Annotated in this window: 12 protein-coding genes; 2 read left to right on the forward strand and 10 right to left on the reverse strand. The window is 69.9% G+C overall.

What is annotated here, in order from left to right; all coding sequences use genetic code 11:
- Positions 1-21: 21 nt before the first annotated feature.
- Complete coding sequence (locus tag AC1D2H_RS03755; RefSeq protein WP_478009927.1) at positions 22-2,838, reverse strand: M16 family metallopeptidase; 2,817 nt, start codon at positions 2,836-2,838, stop codon at positions 22-24.
- A gap of 151 nt (positions 2,839-2,989) precedes the next feature.
- On the opposite strand from AC1D2H_RS03755, the gene AC1D2H_RS03760 reads away from it, so the two are divergent.
- A complete protein-coding gene (locus AC1D2H_RS03760) occupies positions 2,990-3,583 on the forward strand; it encodes a pyridoxamine 5'-phosphate oxidase family protein (protein ID WP_478009928.1) in 594 nt (197 codons plus the stop codon).
- 3 nt (positions 3,584-3,586) lie between these two features.
- Here AC1D2H_RS03760 and AC1D2H_RS03765 read toward each other — a convergent pair whose 3' ends face one another.
- From AC1D2H_RS03765 to AC1D2H_RS03795, 7 genes are all read right to left on the reverse strand, one after another.
- On the reverse strand, positions 3,587-5,149 hold the full coding sequence (locus AC1D2H_RS03765) for a hybrid sensor histidine kinase/response regulator (RefSeq protein ID WP_478009929.1): 1,563 nt from the start codon (positions 5,147-5,149) through the stop codon (positions 3,587-3,589).
- Positions 5,127-6,629 carry a DUF7125 family protein gene (locus AC1D2H_RS03770; RefSeq protein WP_477933034.1) on the reverse strand — a complete coding sequence of 501 codons (1,503 nt, stop codon included), beginning with the start codon at positions 6,627-6,629 and terminating at the stop codon, positions 5,127-5,129. Before AC1D2H_RS03770 ends, AC1D2H_RS03765 begins: the two co-directional genes overlap by 23 nt.
- Positions 6,630-6,849: 220 nt before the next feature.
- Positions 6,850-7,098 (reverse strand): hypothetical protein, encoded by a 249-nt coding sequence (locus AC1D2H_RS03775; protein WP_477933036.1) that lies wholly within the window; start codon positions 7,096-7,098, stop codon positions 6,850-6,852.
- 261 nt (positions 7,099-7,359) lie between these two features.
- Positions 7,360-7,767: a DoxX family protein gene (locus AC1D2H_RS03780; RefSeq protein WP_477933038.1), complete on the reverse strand. Its 408-nt coding sequence runs from the start codon at positions 7,765-7,767 to the stop codon at positions 7,360-7,362.
- A gap of 90 nt (positions 7,768-7,857) precedes the next feature.
- Positions 7,858-10,806 carry an EAL domain-containing protein gene (locus AC1D2H_RS03785; RefSeq protein ID WP_478009930.1) on the reverse strand — a complete coding sequence of 983 codons (2,949 nt, stop codon included), beginning with the start codon at positions 10,804-10,806 and terminating at the stop codon, positions 7,858-7,860.
- Positions 10,803-11,414 (reverse strand): FecR family protein, encoded by a 612-nt coding sequence (locus AC1D2H_RS03790; protein WP_478009931.1) that lies wholly within the window; start codon positions 11,412-11,414, stop codon positions 10,803-10,805. Before AC1D2H_RS03790 ends, AC1D2H_RS03785 begins: the two co-directional genes overlap by 4 nt.
- A 10-nt stretch (positions 11,415-11,424) precedes the next feature.
- A complete protein-coding gene (locus AC1D2H_RS03795; protein ID WP_478009932.1) occupies positions 11,425-14,439 on the reverse strand; it encodes a CHAT domain-containing protein in 3,015 nt (1,004 codons plus the stop codon).
- 101 nt (positions 14,440-14,540) lie between these two features.
- On the opposite strand from AC1D2H_RS03795, the gene AC1D2H_RS03800 reads away from it, so the two are divergent.
- Complete coding sequence (locus AC1D2H_RS03800) at positions 14,541-16,361, forward strand: right-handed parallel beta-helix repeat-containing protein (protein ID WP_478009933.1); 1,821 nt, start codon at positions 14,541-14,543, stop codon at positions 16,359-16,361.
- On the opposite strand, the gene AC1D2H_RS03805 is transcribed toward AC1D2H_RS03800, so the two are convergent.
- Together AC1D2H_RS03805 and AC1D2H_RS03810 are read right to left on the reverse strand one after the other, a co-directional pair.
- Positions 16,358-17,536 carry an MFS transporter gene (locus AC1D2H_RS03805; RefSeq protein ID WP_478009934.1) on the reverse strand — a complete coding sequence of 393 codons (1,179 nt, stop codon included), beginning with the start codon at positions 17,534-17,536 and terminating at the stop codon, positions 16,358-16,360. The two genes, AC1D2H_RS03800 and AC1D2H_RS03805, sit on opposite strands and share 4 nt — an antisense overlap.
- Complete coding sequence (locus AC1D2H_RS03810) at positions 17,533-18,900, reverse strand: DNA recombination protein RmuC (protein WP_478010052.1); 1,368 nt, start codon at positions 18,898-18,900, stop codon at positions 17,533-17,535. Before AC1D2H_RS03810 ends, AC1D2H_RS03805 begins: the two co-directional genes overlap by 4 nt.
- Positions 18,901-19,008: the final 108 nt, after the last annotated feature.

Consider the following 19,008-nt stretch of genomic DNA (forward strand, 5'->3'; position numbering starts at 1 on the left):
GTGGCGGTAGGTCAGGCAACTTTAGGGATTCTTGAAGTCACCAGCGGTCGAAATGATGAAACTGTCCGCCTTGATGTGTTTGCGCCAGGCCGCGTTGGCCTGCTCGACGCTGACGGCGGCCAGTGCCTCGTCGCGCTTCTGTGCCGCCGCCCAGGTTTCGCCGCGCTCGGCCAGGCTGCTCAGGCCGCCGACCAGGGCGCCGGGGTCGGCGCGGCCCTGCTTGCGGCCTTCCAGGATGTCCTTCTTGGCCCGCGCCAGCTCGGCCGCCGTGACGCCCTCCCTGGCCATGCGCGCCACCTCTTCCTGCACGACGGCGATGACACGCTCGCGCCTGTCCGGCGCATAACTGGCCTGGATGGCGAAGCTGCCGGCATTGCCCCAGTAGCTGGCGCTCAAGGACGCGCCGATGCCGTAGGTCAGGCCCTCCTTCTGGCGCACGCGCTCCGACAGGCGGCTCTCCAGCCCGCCACCGCCGAAGATGTGCACCGCCAGATCCAGTGCCGGGTAGTCCGGGTCCTCGGCGTTCAGTGGCAGCGTCTCGTGGAAACGCACGATGGCATTGGCCTTGTCGCGGGCGATGGCATCGAAGCGCGCCGGCGGCACCACCAGGTGCTGGGGAATGTGGCGCACGAACTTCGGCGCCGCGGGCTTTTTCCAATCGCCGAAGAGCTTGTCGATCTCGGCGCCCAGCCCCTCGGGCAGGGCCCCGACGGCACTCACCTGAGCCTCGTTGAAGCTCCAGTAGTCGGCGTAGAAGCGCTTGACCTCGTCCAGCGTCGTCGCCTTCAGGTTGGCGACGCGCTCGTCCACGCCCATCACATAGTCGGGGTGGCCCAGGCCGACGCCACGGGCCTTGTTGTAGTGGCCGCGCGTGGCCTCCTGGCGCAGCACGCCGGGCTCCTGGCGCGAGGCCTCGATGCCGGCGAGGGCCGACTTGATGTCGCGATCGAAGGCGTCCTGCGGGAACAGCGGTTTGCGCAGCGCGTCGGCCGCCACGCGCAGGGCCGGCAGCAGGGTGTCGCGCTCGGCGCTGATGAAGATGGTGGCGCCCTGGTCGTAGCTGGTCAAGTTCAGGCTGGCGCGCAGCTTGATCAGCGCGTCCTGCAACTGCTGCTTGGTATAGCCCGCGCTGCCCTCGTCCATCAGCGAGGCCACGATGCCGGTGCCGTTGCGCGCGAAGGTCGCGTCGCGTTCGCCCCAGCGCAATTGCATCTGCAGCACCACCGTGTTGCCGCGCGTCTGCTTCTGCAGCGTGTGCAGGGCGATGCCGCTGGGCAGCGTCGCGCGCTTCATGCGCGACTCCAGCACCGCCGGCACCGGCTCGAGCTGCTCGCCCTCCTCCACCTTGGGCGGGCCCTGGAGCGAGGCCAGGCGCTGCTCCAGCGCCGGCGCGGCGGGGATCTCGACGCGCTCGACGGCGGCCGCCGGCAGGTAGCGGCCCAGCGTGCGGTTGGCCGGCTTGAAGTAGGCAGCTCGCACACGCTCCACGTCGGCCAGCGTGACCTTGGGAATGTCCTCCATCAGCTGGAACAGCAGCCGCCAGTCGCCGGCGGCGATCAGCCCGGAGATCTGCTGGATCAGCGCCTCGGGGTTCTTCATCTGCTGGCGGTAGCTGTTGACGGCGATGTCGCGCACGCGCACGAGTTCGCTCTCGTCGAAGGGCTTGGCGCTGCGGCCCTCGGCGAGGTCCAGCAGCAGGGTCTCGATCTTGTCGACGTCGGCCCCCGGCGGCAGGGCCGCATAGGCGCCGACGGTGCCGGGCTCCGCGCCCCCCGCGCCGCCGATGCCGGCCGCCACCGCCAGCTTGGGCTCGACCAGTTGCTTGTAGAGCTGCCCGCTGGGCTGCAGGCTCATCAGGAGGCCGTAGACGACCAGGGCCGGCGTGTCCGGGTGGGTAATGGCCGGCACGTGATAGGCCGCGAGAAGAATCGGCTGGCCGCCGACGCGGCGCACCACCACCGTGCGCTCGCCGTCCTGGGCCGGCTCGACCGTGTAGGGCTGCGGCACGGGTGTGGCGGGCTTGGCCACGGCGCCGAAGTGCCTGGCGATCAGAGCCAGCGTCGCGGCCTTGTCGAACTGGCCGGCGATCAGCAGCGTCGCGTTGTCGGGCCGGTAGTAGCGCTTGTAGAAGGCCTGCAGCTTCTCGATGGGCACGTTCTCGATGTCGCTCTTGGGGCCGATGGTGGCGTGGCCATAGGGGTGCCAGGCAAACGCCGCCGCGTTGACGCGCTGGTTCAGCACGGCGAAGGGCTGGTTCTCGCCACGCTCGAACTCGTTGCGCACCACCGTCATCTCGGTGTCGAGATCGACCTTGGCGACACGGCTGTTCACCATGCGGTCGGCTTCCAGGTCGAGCAGGAAGGCCAGCGTGTCGGCATTCGCGTTGAAGCTCGCGAAGTAGTTGGTGCGGTCCACCGTCGTCGTGCCATTGAAGCGCACGCCGCGCTGGGCCATGGCGCCGGGGATGTCCTTCTGGCGCTGCGTGCCCTTGAACAGCATGTGCTCCAGCAGATGGGCCATGCCGTACTCGCCGGGCACCTCGTGACGGCTGCCGACGCGGTAGGTGATGTTGACCGTCGTGGTCGTCTGCGTCGCGTCCGGGAAGAGCAGCAGCTGCAGGCCGTTGGGCAGGCGGTATTCCTCGATGCCGCCGAGCTCGCGCACGCGCTCGGGCAGTGCGACGACCTCCGCAGTCAGCGCCAGGGCGCGCGGCAGCGCCACCTTGGGCTTGGGCGCCGCGACCGGCTGGGCCTGCGCCACGCCCAGCACCAGGCTCGCCAGGCTCAGCACGGCGACGCCCAACCCCAGCGGCATCCACCCTTGCAGCTTCATCGTCATCTTGTCTCTCTCCAGGCAGCCGCATCTTCGGCTTGCCGGGGATTCTGCGTGCTTTTCCCCAGACAGCCGTTCGTCAGATGCCAACGCTGGACACAGGCGCCGGACAACGCGCATGCTGGGCACCCTGCCCCCCAGCGAAGGACAGAGCGCCATGGACACCTCCCCCTACCATGAAGGCATGCGTTCCCTGCAGGACGCCCGCGACACACGCGGCATCGCCGACCGGCTCGCCCAGGTCACGCTGCGCAGCGCCTTCACCGACGACGACAGCGCCTTCATCCAGGCCTGCACGATGTTCTTCGTCGCCAGCGCCGATGCTGAAGGACGGCCGGACTGCTCGTACAAGGGCGGCCTGCCCGGCTTCGTGCGCGTGCTGGACGGCCAGACCCTGGCCTTTCCCGACTACGACGGCAACGGCATGTACCGCTCCTGGGGCAATGTCGCCGTCAACCCGCAGGTGGGCCTGCTGTTCATCGACTTCGAGAAGCCGCGCCGCCTGCGCGTCAACGGCAGCGCGCGCATCAGCGCCGACGACGCGCTGATGGCGCAGTTCCCCGGCGCCGTCTTCATCGTGCGCGTGACGGCCGACGCCATCTTCCCCAACTGCCCGCGCTACATCCACAAGATGGCGCTGGTGGAAGCCTCGGTCTACGCGCCGCACGAGGGCCACACGCCACCGGTGCCGGCCTGGAAGGGTTTCGACGTGTTCCGCGACGCGCTGCCAGCACGCGATCGCCAGGCCTGAGCCTCAGAGTCGGGCCAGCAACGCCGTCACCGCATCCACGCTGGCCGGCTTGGTCAGGTGCTCATCGAAGCCGGCGGCGCGCGAGCGCTTCTTGTCTTCCTCCGAGCCCCAGCCGGTCAGGGCCACCAGCAGCGTGGACGCAAAGCGCGCGTCCTGGCGCAGCCGGGTCGCGAACTCGTGACCGTCCATGCCCGGCATGCCGACGTCGCAGAACACGGCCTGCGGCAGGAAGCTGGCCGCCTTTTGCAGCGCGGCCTGGCCACCGTTCTCGACCTCGACCTCATGGCCCGACAGGGACAGCAGCATGGCCAGCGACTGTGCCGCGTCGTCGTTGTCATCGACGACGAGGATGCGCGCTGGCGCGGCCGACTCCGGTTCAGGGACCTGCAGCGGCGCTGGCGCGGATTCCTCGGCCGCCAGGGGCAGCTCGATGGTGAAGGTGCTGCCCCGGCCCAGCCCGGCACTCGCCGCACTGACACGGCCGCCATGCAGCGAGATCAGGCTCCTGACCAGGGCCAGGCCTATGCCCAGCCCGCCCTGGGCGCGCTCCAGTGAGCGGTTCACCTGGGCAAACATGTCGAACACCCGACCGATCATGTCCTCGGGCAGGCCCACGCCGCTGTCGCGCACGGTCAGCACGGCCTCGGTGCCAGCGCGGGTCAGCGTGACCCAGATGCGGCCGCCGTCCGGCGTGTACTTGGCGGCGTTGTTCAGCAGATTGCTCAGCGACTGCGCCAGCCGCGTCAGGTCGCCGTCCACGCAGAGCTCCTCGTCCGGCAGCGTCACGCTGAGCCGATGGCTGCCGCGCTCGATCAGCGGCTGGCAGGACTCCAGCGCCATCTCGACGACCCGCCGCATGTCCAGCGGCTCGCGCTGCAGGACGAGCTTGCCCGTCGAGATGCGCGACACCTCGAGCAGGTCGTCGATGAGGCGCAACAGCTGGCTCATCTGCCGGTCCATCATCTCCGTGAGGCCCTTGTACTGGCCCTCGTCCCGCGGTGGGTTGGCGCCCAGCAGCTGCAGGCCGGTGCGGATGGGCGCCAGCGGGTTGCGCAACTCGTGCGCCAGCGTGGCCAGGAACTCGTCCTTGCGCTGGTCGGCCTGGCGCAGCGAGCGGTCGGCGCGCATCAGCGAATCGATCTGGTCGCGGATCTGGTATTGCCAGCGCCGCCCGCGCAGGGCCGTGCGCACCGCGCTGACCATCACGCGCGTCGACGTCGGCCGGTCCAGCACTGTGAGGTTGCGCAGCCGCGCCTCGCGCAGCCCGGGTGCCTCCAGTCCGTGGCGGCACAAGGCCAGCACGGGCAGGTTGGACCACGCCGGCTGGCGCTCCAGCACGTTCAGCAGCACCACGAAGCCGGCGTCGGCGAAAGCGACGTCGGTGATCATCAGCGCACCGGCGCCCTCACGCATCACCTCCTCGGCGTGCCGCCAGCCCTTGCAGAGGACGGCCTCGATGCGCGCCTCGGCCAGCAGCCGGCTCGTGACGTCGCCGTCACGCGCCGTCGGCGCCAGCACGATGACGCGCTCGCTGTAGGAGCGCTCAGTGTCGTCCGGCTCGATCATCGCCGGCCTCACCCTCGCGATGCACCGGCACCTCGACCGGCACACCCGTCAGCACGCCGCGCAGATGCATCAATGGCGGCCCCAGGTGCACGCCCTTGTCGTCGAACCAGAGCTGACGGATGGTGTCCTCATGCCGGCCGCTGCGCTTCTTGATGACCGAGATGGCCTTGCGCACCGCGCCCTGGTGCTCGTACATGCGGAACAGCACGACGGCATCGGCCAGATAGCTGGTATCGACCGGGTTGCGCATGTTCGAGCCCATCATGCCGGACTGCGTGGCCACGACGAAGGTCGCCACGCCGTGGTTGTTCAGATAGGTCAGCAGCTCATGCAGCTGGACGATCAGCGCACGCTCCTCGGGCATGGCGTTCAGATAGCCGTTCAAGCTGTCGATGACGACGACGCTGGCGCCATCCCTTTCAACGGACTCGCGCACGACGTTGGTGAACTGGCTGGGCAGCACCTCGGCGGCGTCGATCTGGCGCACCTTCAGCCTGCCCGGGCCGACGCCCTCCTCGACCGCCAGCCCCAAGCTGGCCAGGCGGTCCAGCAGCAGCGTTCGCCCCTCCTCGAAGGTGAAGATGGCGGCATGGCCGCCGCGCTTGGTCGCCATGACGGCATATTGCGCGGCGATCGTGGACTTGCCCGAACCCGCCGGGCCGACGAGCAGCGTCGCCGTGCCACGGTCGGTGCCGCCGCCGAGCAACTGGTCCAGCGCCGCAATGCCGCTGGGCACGACGTCGCGCGGGTAGGCCGCGCCATGCTGGCTGGGCGTCATTCGCGGAAATACGTGCAGGCCACCGCGCCGGATGACCAGGTCCTGCTGGCCGCTGATGAAGTCGCTGCCACGGAACTTGGTGATGCACAGCTGACGCAGCGCCGGCCCGTAGGCGGGCACGCTGCGCTCCAGCGCGATGACGCCGTGGGCGATGCTGTGCAACTGGGTATCGATGCCGTCGCTGGAGCGGTCGTCCAGAAACAGCACGGTGCAGCCGCGCCCGACGAAGAACTGCTTGAGCGCCAGGATCTGGCGCCGGTAGCGCAGCGAGGCCTGGGCCAGCAGGCGCAGCTCCGACAGCGAGTCCAGCACCATGCGGCGCGGCTTGCAGCGCTCCACCGCCGCCAGGATGCGCTTGGTCGTCTCGTTGAGCTCCACTTCCGACGGGTGGTACATCGTCAGTTCGGACTCGCCGAGCAGTTCGCCCTCGTCGACGACCAGTTCGACGATCTCGATGCCGTCCAGCGACCAGCCGTGCGACGCCGCGCCGGCACGCAACTCGGCGGCCGTTTCGCCCAGCGTCACATACAGCGTCGACTCGCCCTCGCGCACGCCCTGCATCAGGTACTGCAGGGCCAGCGTCGTCTTGCCGGCACCCGGCGCGCCATCGATCAGATAGAGCCGCCCGGCGATCAGCCCACCATGCAGGACCTCATCCAGGCCTGGCACACCACTCGCCGAACGGTCTAGGCCGGTGGTCATCAGGTTCTCCCATCTCGAAGAAGGACGGCGGCAACCACTGGCCGGGTGCCGCTTGGAAACGAGTGTATGTCGCTGTAATCGCCGGCGTATGTAACGGTCACGCCGTCATGAGATGACTCGCGGTGGCGACGCCGCTCAGGTCAAAAAGGGTTCGATGCGCTCGACCGCGCCTGCCTCCGGCATCGCGCGACGCCGCGGCCTGCGGCCTGCCCAGCCTGGATCAGTTCACCAGCGCGAAGGTGACATAGCCGTCACCCTCCTCGGCCAGGTGCTTGATGCCCGACGTGCCGGCACTGATCGCAACGAACCTGAGCTGGCGTTGCGTTTCCCTGGCGTGCTTCGCAAGCTCCAACGCCGCGGTCATCCTGTCACTGGCATGGGGCGCCAGATCGTTGTACTGCAGTTCGAGATTCGCTCCGGCGGTCATGAGCGACTTGAGAAAGGCAGGTTGGAGGGTGTTGTTGTGCAAGGGATGTCTCCGTGGATTCAGGGCCGCATGGTCACGCATAGATTTCGCAGCGTCCAGTGCTGAGCGCGGCAGGCCGTGCCTCGCTCACCCGTGGCCGGTGTCCCGACCAGACCAGGACGCAGCTCCGAATCTTCCCCCAGGTCGTTCTTCATGCCGCCAGCGGCACGGTCATGCTCGTCATTGGCGCGATCAGGGGCTAGTCGCCGGCACGTTCGCCTTCACGAGCCGCTCGGGCTGGCGTATCTGCTCGGCGGAAGCGGGTCAGGCCGCATGTCTTGCTGCCTTGAACGCAAACGGCCCGTCACCCAGCATCGCCTGCAGCACAAGCATGGCGGTCCACACAGCAGGCAGTTCGGCGCCCGCACCAACAAACCAGAAGCCCTTGCGCACGGCCCAGAAATGTGTGGCGCCGAGCATCATGGGCACTGCGTACAAACTCACCCATCGGGTGAGCACGCCAGGGATCAGCAACAACGCACCGGCGATCTCCGCCGAGAGCACATACACGGGCACGAACGAAGGGTATCCATTGGCCGCGAAGTTTGACCACCATTGGGCGAGGCCGCCGGGGAAGACAGCGAACTTCCAATACAGATGGGCGATGAAAAGCAGGCCCAGCACCGATCTCAGCAGCAGCGGCGCGTAGATGGGGCCGGGGCGCGCAGTCATGCAGGGATGAGGCCGATCAAGGACTCTCCTTGAGCGGCGCTGACCCGAGAGACTTGCATGGTCAATGACCGCCCCAGACACCCGTCGCCCTTACCGTCGCCACGGCGCGCTCCTGATCGCCTCCGTCGCCTGCGCCTCCGGCAGTGCCTTCGCAAACAGCCAGCCCTGCCCCACCTGCACGCCAAGCTGCTCCAGCAGCGCGGCCTGCTTCTCGTCTTCGACGCCCTCGGCCAGCGTCTGCTTGCCCAGCGCCAAAGCCAGGCCGACGATGGTGCGGACGATCTCCTGGGCCTCGCGGCCGGCGGCCAGGCGGATGACGAAGCTGCGGTCGACCTTCAGCGTGTCGAAGGGGAAGCGGTGCAGATAGGCCAGCGACGAGTAGCCGGTGCCGAAGTCGTCGATGCTGAGCTTGAAGCCCATGCGCGCCAGCTCCTGCAGCACCTCGGCGCTGCGCTGCGGGTTGGCCATGGCCATGCTCTCGGTGACCTCGAGCTTGAGACGGTGGGTGGGCACATCGCCCAGGGCCGCCAGCGTCGCGCGGGCATCGGCCAGCAGCTCGAGGTCGCGCTCCAGCTGCACGCCCGACAGGTTGACGGCCACCTCGCCGCTGAAGCCCAGGGGCTGCCAGCGCCGCAGCTGCGCGGCGGCCTCCAGCAAAGCCCAGCGGCCGATGGCGCAGATCTGGCCGCTGGCTTCGGCAACGGGAATGAAGTCGCCCGGCATGATGAGGCCACGCTCGGGGTGCTTCCAGCGGATCAGCGCCTCAAAGCCCAGCAGGGCGCGGTCGCCGAGGCGAACGAAGGGCTGGTAGTGCAGCTCGAACTGCGTACCGCTGGCCAGGGCCGCGTCGATGGCGTCGCGCAGCCAGCGGCGCGATTGCTCGACGAGTTGCTCGGCGGGGTCGAATTCATGCGTCTGGCCAGGGCCGCCGGCCTTGGCGCGGGCGAGTGCACCTTCGGCCGCGGCCATCAGCTCGTCGGCCGAGGCCGGGCCGTGGCGGCGCTGGGCCCAGGCAATGCCGGCCGTCAGTTGCAGCATGGGCGTGGCGACGTTGAAGGGCGACTGCAGCAGGCCCTGCACGCCACGAGACAGTTCGGCCGCGCTGTCGCCGCCGGCGAGCAGCAGCGCGAACTGATCAGGGCCCATGCGGGCAACCAGATGACGCGCGCCGAAGGCCGCCTTCAGCCGCGCGCCCAGCTCGGTCAGCACCGAATCGCCCGCCACCGGGCCATGGTTCTCGTTCAGCGCGCGAAAGCCGTCCAGGCCCAGCAGCAGCAGGCCGGTCTCGGGGGCGGGCACGCCGGCCAGCAATTGCATCAGCTGCTCGCGGAACAGCACGCGGTTGGCCAGGCCGGTGAGGCGGTCGTGCAGTGCGTCGAAGCTGATCTGGCGCTGCAGGCGCTGGCTCTCGGAAATGTCGGTCAGCGAGCCGGCCATGCGCACCGGCTCGGTACCCTCGCGCACGGCCAGGCCACGCGCCAGCAGCCAGCGCTCCTGGCCACCCTGGTTGAAATGCAGCACGTGATGGAACTGCAGGCTCTGCCCATCAAGGTGGGCCTGCAGCTCCGCCTCGAAGGCGTTGCGCACGGTGGGGTCCAGCGGCTGGGTCCAGGCCTGGATGGCATGGCCTGCCTCGGCCTCGGACAGGCTCATCAAGGCCAGCCAGCGCGGCGAGTAATAGACCTCGCCCGTCGCCAGATCCCAGTCCCACAGGCCGTCGTTGGCGCCCTGGGCAGCCAGGGCATAGCGCTGCTCGCTGGCCGCGAGGCGCCGGGCCGCGTCGCGGCGCTCACCCTGCTCGATGCCGGCACGCAGCACGCTGCCACCCAGCGTGGCCACCGCCAGCGCCAGCAGCGGCGGCGCCAGCGCGAAGACAAAGTAGCGGCTCTCGAAGGCCCATTGCACGCTGGCCAGCAGGATCAGCGTGATCAGCACGATGGCCGCCAGGGCCACGCCCAGCGAGCGGCGCGCCAGCATGGCGATGGCGACGAAGGGCAGCAGCAGCACGGCCGCCAGTTCGGCGGCGCCGCCCCAGGGCGGGCGCACGAGGCTGCGGCCGGTCAACAGGTTGTCGGTGACGGTAGCGATGCGCTCCATGCCGGGCAGGCGGGCGTCGAACGGGGTGGGCACGTGGTCGCCCGCCGCGAGGGCAGACACGCCGAGCACGACCACGCGGCCCCGCAGCTGCGCCGGGTCCACGCGGCCGGCCAGCAGGTCAGCGAAACCGATGTTGTCGAAACTGCCCGTCGCCCCGTAGTAGTTCACGCCCAGGCGCGACAACTCGTCCAGGCGCGACTGCACGGCGTTGCCGACGCTGAACTCGGCGCCGAAGCGGGCCCGCGCCTGCTTCCAGTCGGCACCGCGCGCGAAGGCGGCCAGGCGCAGCGGCAGGGAGGGATAGACCTCGCCGTTCAGGCGCAGCAGCGGCAGGTCGCGGCGCAGGCTGCCGTCGGCTTCGGGGCGCACGCTGATGTGGCCCAGGGCCACGGCCGCTTCGGCCAGGCCGGCCTCGGGCGCCACCAGGCGGTGCGGGCGGTAATAGCTCTCGCTGCGGGCCAGGGCCGCTTCGTCGTCATAACGCAGCAGGGCCTGGGCCAGCACGGGCGCGGGCGGCGCACCGTTGTCGACCTTGCCGTCGTCGGGCAGGGAGAAGGGAATCAGCGTGCAGGCGCAGGCTTTCATCGCGCTGGCCAGCGCGGCGCTGCCCTCGGGCGTGCCACCACCGGGCAGCAGCAGGATGTCCAGGGCCACGGCGCGGGCGCCACCGGCGTGCAGGGCCTGCACGGCGCGGGCGATCTCGGCACGGTCGGGCACGCGGCCGCCCAGGGCCTCCAGCGCGGCGTCGTCCACGCGCACCAGCAGCAGCGGCAGCTCGGCGCCCGGCGCCAGCGGCCCGCGCCAGCCCATCTGCCAGTCCAGCTGCCATTGGTCGGGCCGTTCCAGGACGGGCATGTCGGCCCGCCCCGCCAGCATGGCGAAGCCGAGCAGCGCGGCCGCAAGGCCGATCAGCAGATAGCCCAAGCCTGCTGCGCGTCTCAATCCAGAGACCCCAGGCGCTGTTCAAGGCGCTGCACCTTGTCGGCCGTCCAGGCCACGGCGGAAACGCACTGGCTGGCGTCGCAACGGGTGCCGTTGAGGGCCTTCTGCAGACGCACCGGGTAGCGCGGCTTGATGCCCCGCGTCTGCGGGCCGGCGGGCTCGACATCGACCTCGCCGGTCTTCACATGCACGGCGGTGGCGCGGTCATCGCCAACCTCGACGCTGAACTCGGTGCCGCGCACGGCCGTCACGGCGGTCGGCRTGCGGACCCGCCAATTGCCACCGACGGACGGCGTCACACGCTGGCCGATGAGGCCGGTTTCCAGCAGGAATTCGGCGGTGCGCGGTTGACCGGCGGAGGCGCTGAAGACCTCGATGCGCAACTGGCTCTTGTCGGCCAGCACGAGGACGGAACCGTCGGTGAACTTCAGCCGCACGCGGCCGGCGGCGCCGGTGCGCAGCGTGGTGCCGACGTCGAGCTTGTCGCCCACCGCCAGCGCCTTGCCGTCGACTCGTTGCGCCTCGCCACTGACGGCCAGCACCTCGCAGGCCTGCTGGGCAAAGGCCGCTGAACTCAGCAGGGAAAGACACAAGACCAGGGCACGCATTTCAAGACTCCTATCGACTCGGATCACCAAACAGGGCGTATCCGGCCCAGTAGAACGGATGCGTCCAACGGCCGCCACCGAGAGTTCCCTCGATCATCCCCATTTGAGCCATGCGCAGGGCCTCGGCGCGCGGGGCCTTCGCGGAGAAGGTGGCTGACGTCAGCGCCGCGGCCGACGAGGTCTCGACGGCCCAATGCGTGGCCAGCACGGAACGGCTGCCGGCGAAGAAGAAGCCGCGAACCAGGCCCGACATGGCCGCCCCGCCCTGCTCGCCGGCGGCGGTGTTGCAGGCCGACAGCAGCACGGCCTGGGCGTTCAGGCGCAGCGTCAGCACATCGTCGAGTTCCAGCAGCGGCGACGCGCCCGCGTCCTTGCCTGGAGCCAGGGCCAGCGCCGGCTTGGACACACCGGGCAGCTCGCCCGGCATCAACCCGTGCGTGGCGAAGGCGACCACGCGGCGGTCGGCCAGCGGCGCGGCCAGCACGGCCTCACGCGTGGCGGCGGCGCCGAGCAGCAGATCGGCCTGGGCGTTCGCGCCCAGAGCCTTGGCCAACGCTGTCAGCTCGGCGCGAGTCTCGGGCAGGGGCGGGATGTCGCCATAGCTGAAACCCCAGGCGGCGTCGTACTTGGTGGCGCCGCTTCCCAATGCCGCGCGACCGGGCTTGGCGCTGGACTTGAACTGCGGGTCGCCGACGCCGAACAGCGGCTTGGCGGCTGGCGCCGGCGCGGCCGCACGGCGCAACGCGAACAACGCGCCGGCCGAGGGCAACTGGGTGACGGCCATGCGGCGCGCGACGAAGGCAGCGGGCTCGGCCGACGTCAGCGCGGCGGCAAACGGCATCGCGGCCAGCGCGCCGTCGGCCGCGACAAGCAGGCTTTTCACGTCGGCGCCGGGCTGCAGCGGCGCGACGAGTTCGCGCCAGACCTCCTGCAGTCCCGCCACCGGCAAGGTCGGCGACCGTCCGGTGCTGAGGTCCAGTGCCGCGCGGATCTGCGCCACCTTGTCGGCCCAGCCGGCCGCGCCGATGCTGGAGGCCGCGAAGCGTGTCGGCGCGCCGGGCGTGACCCACCAGGCCAGCGTCGCGCCCTCCAGCGGCTGCAGGACGAGCAGGGCCTCTCCGGGCGACATCAGCTTCTGCAGCGTGGCCGGCCCCGGCAAGGTGGGCGTGACGAGATCGGCGTAGGCCGGGTAGGCCTTGGCGACGCGCTCGCGCTGCGCGTTCAGCGCCTCGCGCGCGGCCTGGGCCTGCTCACGCCCCGCCTTCACCTGCTCGCGCAGCGCAGCAAGCTCGTCGGTCATGGCCTTCTGCCTCTTCTTGCGCTCGGCATCCGGCAAGGCCTTCAACTCGGCCTTGGTCTCCTCGCTGCCGTTGCGGCGACGCAGGCGGTCTTCCTCGCTCAACTGGGTGGCCAGGGCGCCGTTGCGCGAGCTGGCGGCGGCGCGCAGATTGGCCTCCTCTTCCAGCAGGCCGCGCAGGGCCGGCGTGGCGGCCAGCAGGCGAGCGGTCGCATCGGTCAGCGCGCGGTGGGCGGCGCCGGCCTGCAGGCGGTCGGCCACCTGCATGGCGCGGTCGGTCCACGCGGGCTCCAAGGTCTCGCCASGCAAGGCCCGGGCGCCGACTTCACGCAGGAACTCGTCGAAGGCCAGGCCCAGCACGAAGCCGCGGGCGCCGTTGAGGTCCAGGTCCTGCCAGCCGCCGGGGCTGTCGAGCAAGGCCGTGAACAGCGGCTGGTAGTCGCTCCAGGCCCCGGCCATGTCGCCTTTGAGCAGGCGCACCAGCGCCCGCACACCGCTGGCCTCCTGCGTCTGCGGGTGGGCCTCGCCGTAGAGACGCTGGCGGTAGCGCAGGATGCGCTCGACGGCGTCCATGGCCTCGTCGAAACGGCCGTTCTTGGCGGCCAGCAGCGCGCGCAGCCGCCAGTCGCTGGCGCGGTCCCTGGCCAGGCTGTCGGCCGGCAAGCTGGCCAGGAAGTCGCGGTAGAAGGCATCGGCCTCGGGCCAGCGGCGCAGGCCGATCAGCGCCCTCACCTGCTCCTGGCGCGCCAGCCAGCGCGTGTGGCTGGCGGCACTGGCGCCGGAGCGCTGCAGCATGTCGTCGGCCCGCTGCGCGTTCTCCAGCGCCGCAGCGTATTGGCGGGCGGCCACCTGGGCCTGGCCGAGGCGGTAGCTCCAGCGCGCACCCAGCGCCTCGCTCAACTGGCCGGCCCGCCACAGCGCGAGATTGCCCTGCGCCACCTGGATGGCCTCGGGCGCGCGGCCGTGGCGCACCAAGGCATAGACCAGCATGCCCTGCGAGCCGTCATACCAGCCATAGGCGTCCTGCACGAGGGGGTCGCGCGGCCTTCCACTGGTTTCCTTCGCCGTTCGGCGCGCGTCCTCGACGCCCTTCTGCGCCAGGCGCACGGCCTCGCGCATCGTGGCCACGGCGTCACCCAGTCGCCCCTCCCAGCGCTCGATCTCGGAGCGCACCTGCAGGAACTGCACACGCAGCCGCAGCGTGGCGGCGGGGTCGCGGTCGCTCAGCGCCTCCTGCGCCTGCTTGACGAGGCCCTGGGCCCGTGACCACATGCGCTCCAGCATGGAGCGGTCGCGTGCCTGGGCCAGCGCATACACATGGCGCAACGCGGCCTCGGCGCGCGCGGTCAGCGGCAGCGTCGTGTCGCTGGCGAAGGCGTCCGCCGCCACCATGGACTGGCCCGAGCTGCCCCAGATGAACTCGGCGCTGAGGTATTGGCGGATCCAGATCTCGCCGCCGGGCTGGCTGCGGCCCAGCGTGGCGAGTTCGCGCAGCAGCTCTACATATTTGCCGCGCTGCTCCAGCGCCTGCGCCGCGCGGGCCTGGCGCTGCAGCAGCGCATAGCGGGCCGCGGGCTCGGCGGGCAGCGGCTGGTTCAGCAGGGCCTGGGCTTCGGCCGCGGCCATGGCGACAGGTGCCTCGCCGTCGTCCTCGTCTTCCACCTGGGCAAGGGCCAAGGACGCCGCGGCCAGCAGCAGGCCGCCCAGCCAGAACTTGTGAATCCTCATGCCCCCACCTCCTGCGAAGGAATGCTAGGGCTTCAGCGGAAGCGGCGGCAGGCGGTCTGCCCGGATACTCGCGCCGCAAAAAAATACTTCAGGGAGTTCCCATGACGCTTTGCGACTTGGCACGCCGGCTGCGCAGCTGCGCCCTGCTGCTGCTCGTCACGGCCTGCGGCGGTGGCGGTGGCAGCGGCACGCCACCCCCGCCGCCTGTGCAGGCCACCGCGCCCAGCATCACCACCGCGCCTGCGGCGCTGACCGTCGACGATGGCGCCGCCGCGAGCTTCAGCGTGGCGGCCCAGGGCACGGGCACGCTGAGCTACCAGTGGTCGCGCAACGGCACGCCCATCGCCGGCGCCACATCGGCCACGCTGTCCCTGTCGGCCGCGCAACTGGCCGACCATGGCGCGCAGTTCAGCGTCACCGTCAGCAATGCCGCCGGCAGCACGACGAGCACGGCCGTCACGCTGAGCGTGCGGGCCATCGCGATCAGCCTGCAGACCGACCTGCCCGCCACCACGCAGGCCGAGGCGGGCGCCAGCCGCAGCTTCAGCATCGAGGTGCGCGGTTCGCAGCCGCTGACCGTGCAGTGGCTGCGCGACGGCGCGCCCATCGCCGGCGCCACGGCGTCCAGCTACACGATGGCCGCCCTGCATTACGGCGACGACGGCGCGCGCATCTCGGCCCAGATCAGCAACGCCGCCGGCTCGGTGCAGAGCCAGGCCAGCCGCATCACCATCGCCGCCAAGTCGCCCAAGCTGATCACGAGCTGCCAGGAGATCACGCAGCCCGGCAGCTACACGCTGGACCGCGACATCGCCGCGATGCGCGACGACGGCAAGCCCTGCATCGACATCCACGACACCAGCGATGTGCTGCTGGACTGCGCCGACCATGAGATTGCCAACACGATCCACGCGCTCGGCGTCCACGCGCTGCACATCACCAACGCGGACCGCGTCGCGCTGCGGCATTGCCGTATCCGCGCGGGCTGGAACGACATCCGCAAGAGCCGCGACCTCAGCATCACCGACAACGCCATCTCGCCCGGTGACCCGGCACAGCCAAGCATCTTCAACGTGCAGAACGTCGAACGCCTGCGCTTCGACGGCAACCAGCTGACGGGCTCCTACCAGCACTACTACGCGAGCAATTCCACGATCTCCAACAACAAGGTGAAGACGGTGCCCAACGAGGTCGTGGCCGCGCTGCTGGTGCTCAATATGGGCAGCAACAACCGCGTGATCGGCAATCAGCTGGACGGCAGCTGGGACTCCAAGGTGGCCAGTTGGAATGGCGCCGACGATGGCATCGTCCTGGGCGACGAAGCGTCGGCCGTGGTCAGGAACAACCAGATCACCGACGTCTGGGATTGCGGCATCGAATGGGTCGGCGACATGAACAACGCCGTCATCCAGGGCAACCGCATCACGCACGCGGCCTATTGCGGCATCGGCGGCTGGTATTTCTCCAGCCTGCACGACACCCAGTTCCTCGACAACGTCGTCGAGCGCAGCGGCCAGCTCTTCGCCCTCTTCCGCGCCTATTGCTTGCGACCGGCCGGCTGGGACCAGGACAAGATCTTCCCCGCCGACACCGCGGTGCGCCTGGAGAACAACCGCTTCGAGAACAACCGCATGCGCGATGCCATCTCCGGGCCGCAGGCCTGGGCGGCCTACTTCAACCTCAGCTTCGCCTTCGGTGTGAAGGAGGCTTGCAGCCAGGGCATGCACGACCAGTTGCCCCAGCCGGCCGACTTCCACCTGACCAACAACATCTTCAAGAACAACGACTTCGGCACGGCACAGAAGCCGCCCTACTTCGACCCCTCGCTGCGCAACGCCATCGTGGACGGCGGCGGCAACATCTGCAGCCCATCCAGCGAGGCCGGCTTCCCGCTCAAGTGCAACCCGGCACCGAAGAACTAGCTCTGGCGCAGATGCCTGGCCGGCAGTTGCGCCACCAACAACAGCGAGGCCATCAGCCACATCGGCGCGACCAGGGCCGTGGCGGCGGCGAGGATGCCAAAGCCGGCGGGCATCGCGACCGTCGCGCCGTTGACGGTCAGCATGCGCAGGCCCAGGGCCTGGCCGTGACGGTCGGGCGGCGTCACGTGATGCAGCATGGCCAGGATCATCGGCTGCACCGAGCCCAGCGCGACGCCGAGCACCGCCGAGCCCAGCATCAGGCCGCCCGTGCCGGGCAGCCAGGCATAGGCCATGAAGGTCAGCATCGCGACGACCATGGCCGTGCGCAGGGCCTTGACCTCGTCGAGGTCGTCGGCGAAGCGCACGATGGCCAGGCGCACGCAGGTGGCCGCGGCCGCGAAGCTGCCCAGCACGATGCCGATGCTGACCGCCGACAGGCCGCGCGCATGGCCCACCACGGGCACGACAAAGCTGTGCGCATCCCAGCAGGCCGACAGCACCAGGTTGACGAGGATCAGCCGCCGGAAGGCGGGCAGCCGGAACAGTTGCCAGGCGGCGCGCTCGCGAAAGCTCTTGGTCAGCGGCTCCGGCAGATGGCGCGGCACCTTCTGGGCCAGGCCCCAGGCCAGCAGCGGCAGCAGCGCCGCAAAGCCAAACGCGGCCGTCATGCCGGCATGGTCGATCAGCAGGCCCGCGATGACGGGGGCCAGCGCGTTGGACAGGGCCGGGCCCAGCGCCATCCAGCTGAAGATGCGCTTGAGCTCGCCCGGTTCGTCGGCCATCAGGCCGGCCTCGCGCTGCATGGCCACGGCCGCCACCGCGACCGCACCGCCGCACAGCAGGCAGCCGGTGGCAATGGCCCAGAGCTGCTGCACCGTCAGCGCCAGCAAGGCGCCAACGCCGGCCATGATGACGCCCATGCCGACCGGGCGATGAAAGCCGTGCCGGTCCGCCAGGCGGCCGGCCCACAGCGACAGGCCGATGGGCGCCACGGCAAAGAGGCTGAGCAGCAGGCCGACCGAGGCCTCGCCGTAGCCGCGGTTGAGCACCCACAGGCTGGCCGTCACGCGCGTGACGGCCATGCAGGCATGCACGCAGATCAGCGTGGCGATCAGCCACACGAAGGCATGGCGCAGGCTCTTGGGGTTGGGCGTGCCACCGCTGCTTGCAGTCACTCGGCGTCCTCGCCGAGGCTGAGCTGCAGCAACTGCTGGGCCGCGTCATCCGGCAGGGCTTCCACGCCCTTGAGCTTGCGCGTCATCGCCCGCGTGCGCACCTCGGCGTCGTTCAGCGTGTTGCCCGCTTCATCGAGTTTCTTCTTCACCTTGGACAGCACGTCGCCGAACTTGCCGAACTCGGTCTTGACGGCACCCAGCACTTCCCAGACCTCGGCCGAGCGCTTCTCCAGCGCCAGCGTGCGGAATCCCATCTGCAGGCTGGTCAGCGTGGCCAGCAGCGTGGTCGGGCCACAGAGCATGACCTTGTGTTCGCGCTGCAGGGCCTCCATCAGGCCGGGGCGGCGCAGCGCCTCGGCATAGAGGCCCTCGGTGGGCACGAACAGGATGGCGAAGTCGGTCGTGTGCGGCGGGCCGATGTATTTCTCGCGAATGGTCCTGGCCTCCAGCCGCAGCCGGCCCTCGATGGCCTTGCCCGCGGCGTCGGCAGCGGGGGCGTCGGCGCGCTCCTGGGCATCGAGCAGGCGCTCGTAGTCCTCGCGAGGGAACTTCGCATCGATGGGCAGCCAAAGCGGCTGGCCGTCGTCGCGCTGGCCGGGCAGCCTGACCGCGAACTCGACCCGCGCGCTGGAGCCGGGCAGCACCGCCACATTGGCCGCGTACTGCTCGGCCGTGAAGACCTGGTCCAGCAGGCCTGCCAACTGCACCTCGCCGAAGACACCGCGCGTCTTCACATTGGTCAGCACGCGGTTCAGCGAGCCGACATCGCGCGCCAGGTTCTGCATCTCGCCCAGGCCCTTGTGCACCTGCTCCAGGCGATCCGCCACCTGCTTGAAGCTCTCGCCCAGGCGCTGCTCCAGCGTCGCGTGCAGCTTCTCGTCAACGGTGGCGCGCATCTGCTCGAGCTTTTTCTCGTTGTCCTGCTGGATGCTGGTCAGGCGCAGCTCGACGGTGTGGCGCAGCTCGGCCATGCGCTGCTCGTTGTTCGTCGACATGGCCTTGAGCTGCTCGCGCATCGCCTCGGTCAGGCGCTGCATGGCCTCGGTCTGGGCCTGGGCACTGCGCAAGGCGGCGGCGTCCTGGGCCTCGCGGGCGGCCAGCGCCTGCTGGGCCTGCGAGTTGCTGTTGCCCTGCAGGCCTTGCGCCAGCACCTGCTGGAACTGGGCCAGGCCCTGCACCAGCTCCTGGCGCGTGCCGCTGGCGCTGCGGCCCAGCTCGTCGCGCAGCTCGCGCTCCAGCCTTTCGTTGCTCTGCAGCAGCTCCGGTGCCACGCCGGTTTGCGGTTTCTGGCGAGCCCAGATCAACACCAGCAACACCAAAACCAGGGCCATCAGGCCCAGCAGCAACACGTCGAACAGGCTCATGCGGCCCATTGTCGCCCGGTCCGCAATCGCTTTCATTGGTATGTTATTGGTATCACGTAAAGTCGACCATCTGGTATTTAATTGGCATCTTGAGGCGACGATGGAAAG

It is taken from the genome of Roseateles sp. P1_C1_2 (assembly GCF_056406535.1).

Coding starts and splice junctions, on each gene's coding strand:
- AC1D2H_RS03755 (WP_478009927.1), bottom strand. CDS start 2,838: ATGACGATGAAGCTGCAAGGGTGGATGCCGCTGGGGTTGGGCGTCGCC.
- AC1D2H_RS03760 (WP_478009928.1), top strand. CDS start 2,990: ATGGACACCTCCCCCTACCATGAAGGCATGCGTTCCCTGCAGGACGCC.
- AC1D2H_RS03765 (WP_478009929.1), bottom strand. CDS start 5,149: ATGATCGAGCCGGACGACACTGAGCGCTCCTACAGCGAGCGCGTCATC.
- AC1D2H_RS03770 (WP_477933034.1), bottom strand. CDS start 6,629: ATGACCACCGGCCTAGACCGTTCGGCGAGTGGTGTGCCAGGCCTGGAT.
- AC1D2H_RS03780 (WP_477933038.1), bottom strand. CDS start 7,767: ATGACTGCGCGCCCCGGCCCCATCTACGCGCCGCTGCTGCTGAGATCG.
- AC1D2H_RS03800 (WP_478009933.1), top strand. CDS start 14,541: ATGACGCTTTGCGACTTGGCACGCCGGCTGCGCAGCTGCGCCCTGCTG.
- AC1D2H_RS03810 (WP_478010052.1), bottom strand. CDS start 18,900: ATGAGCCTGTTCGACGTGTTGCTGCTGGGCCTGATGGCCCTGGTTTTG.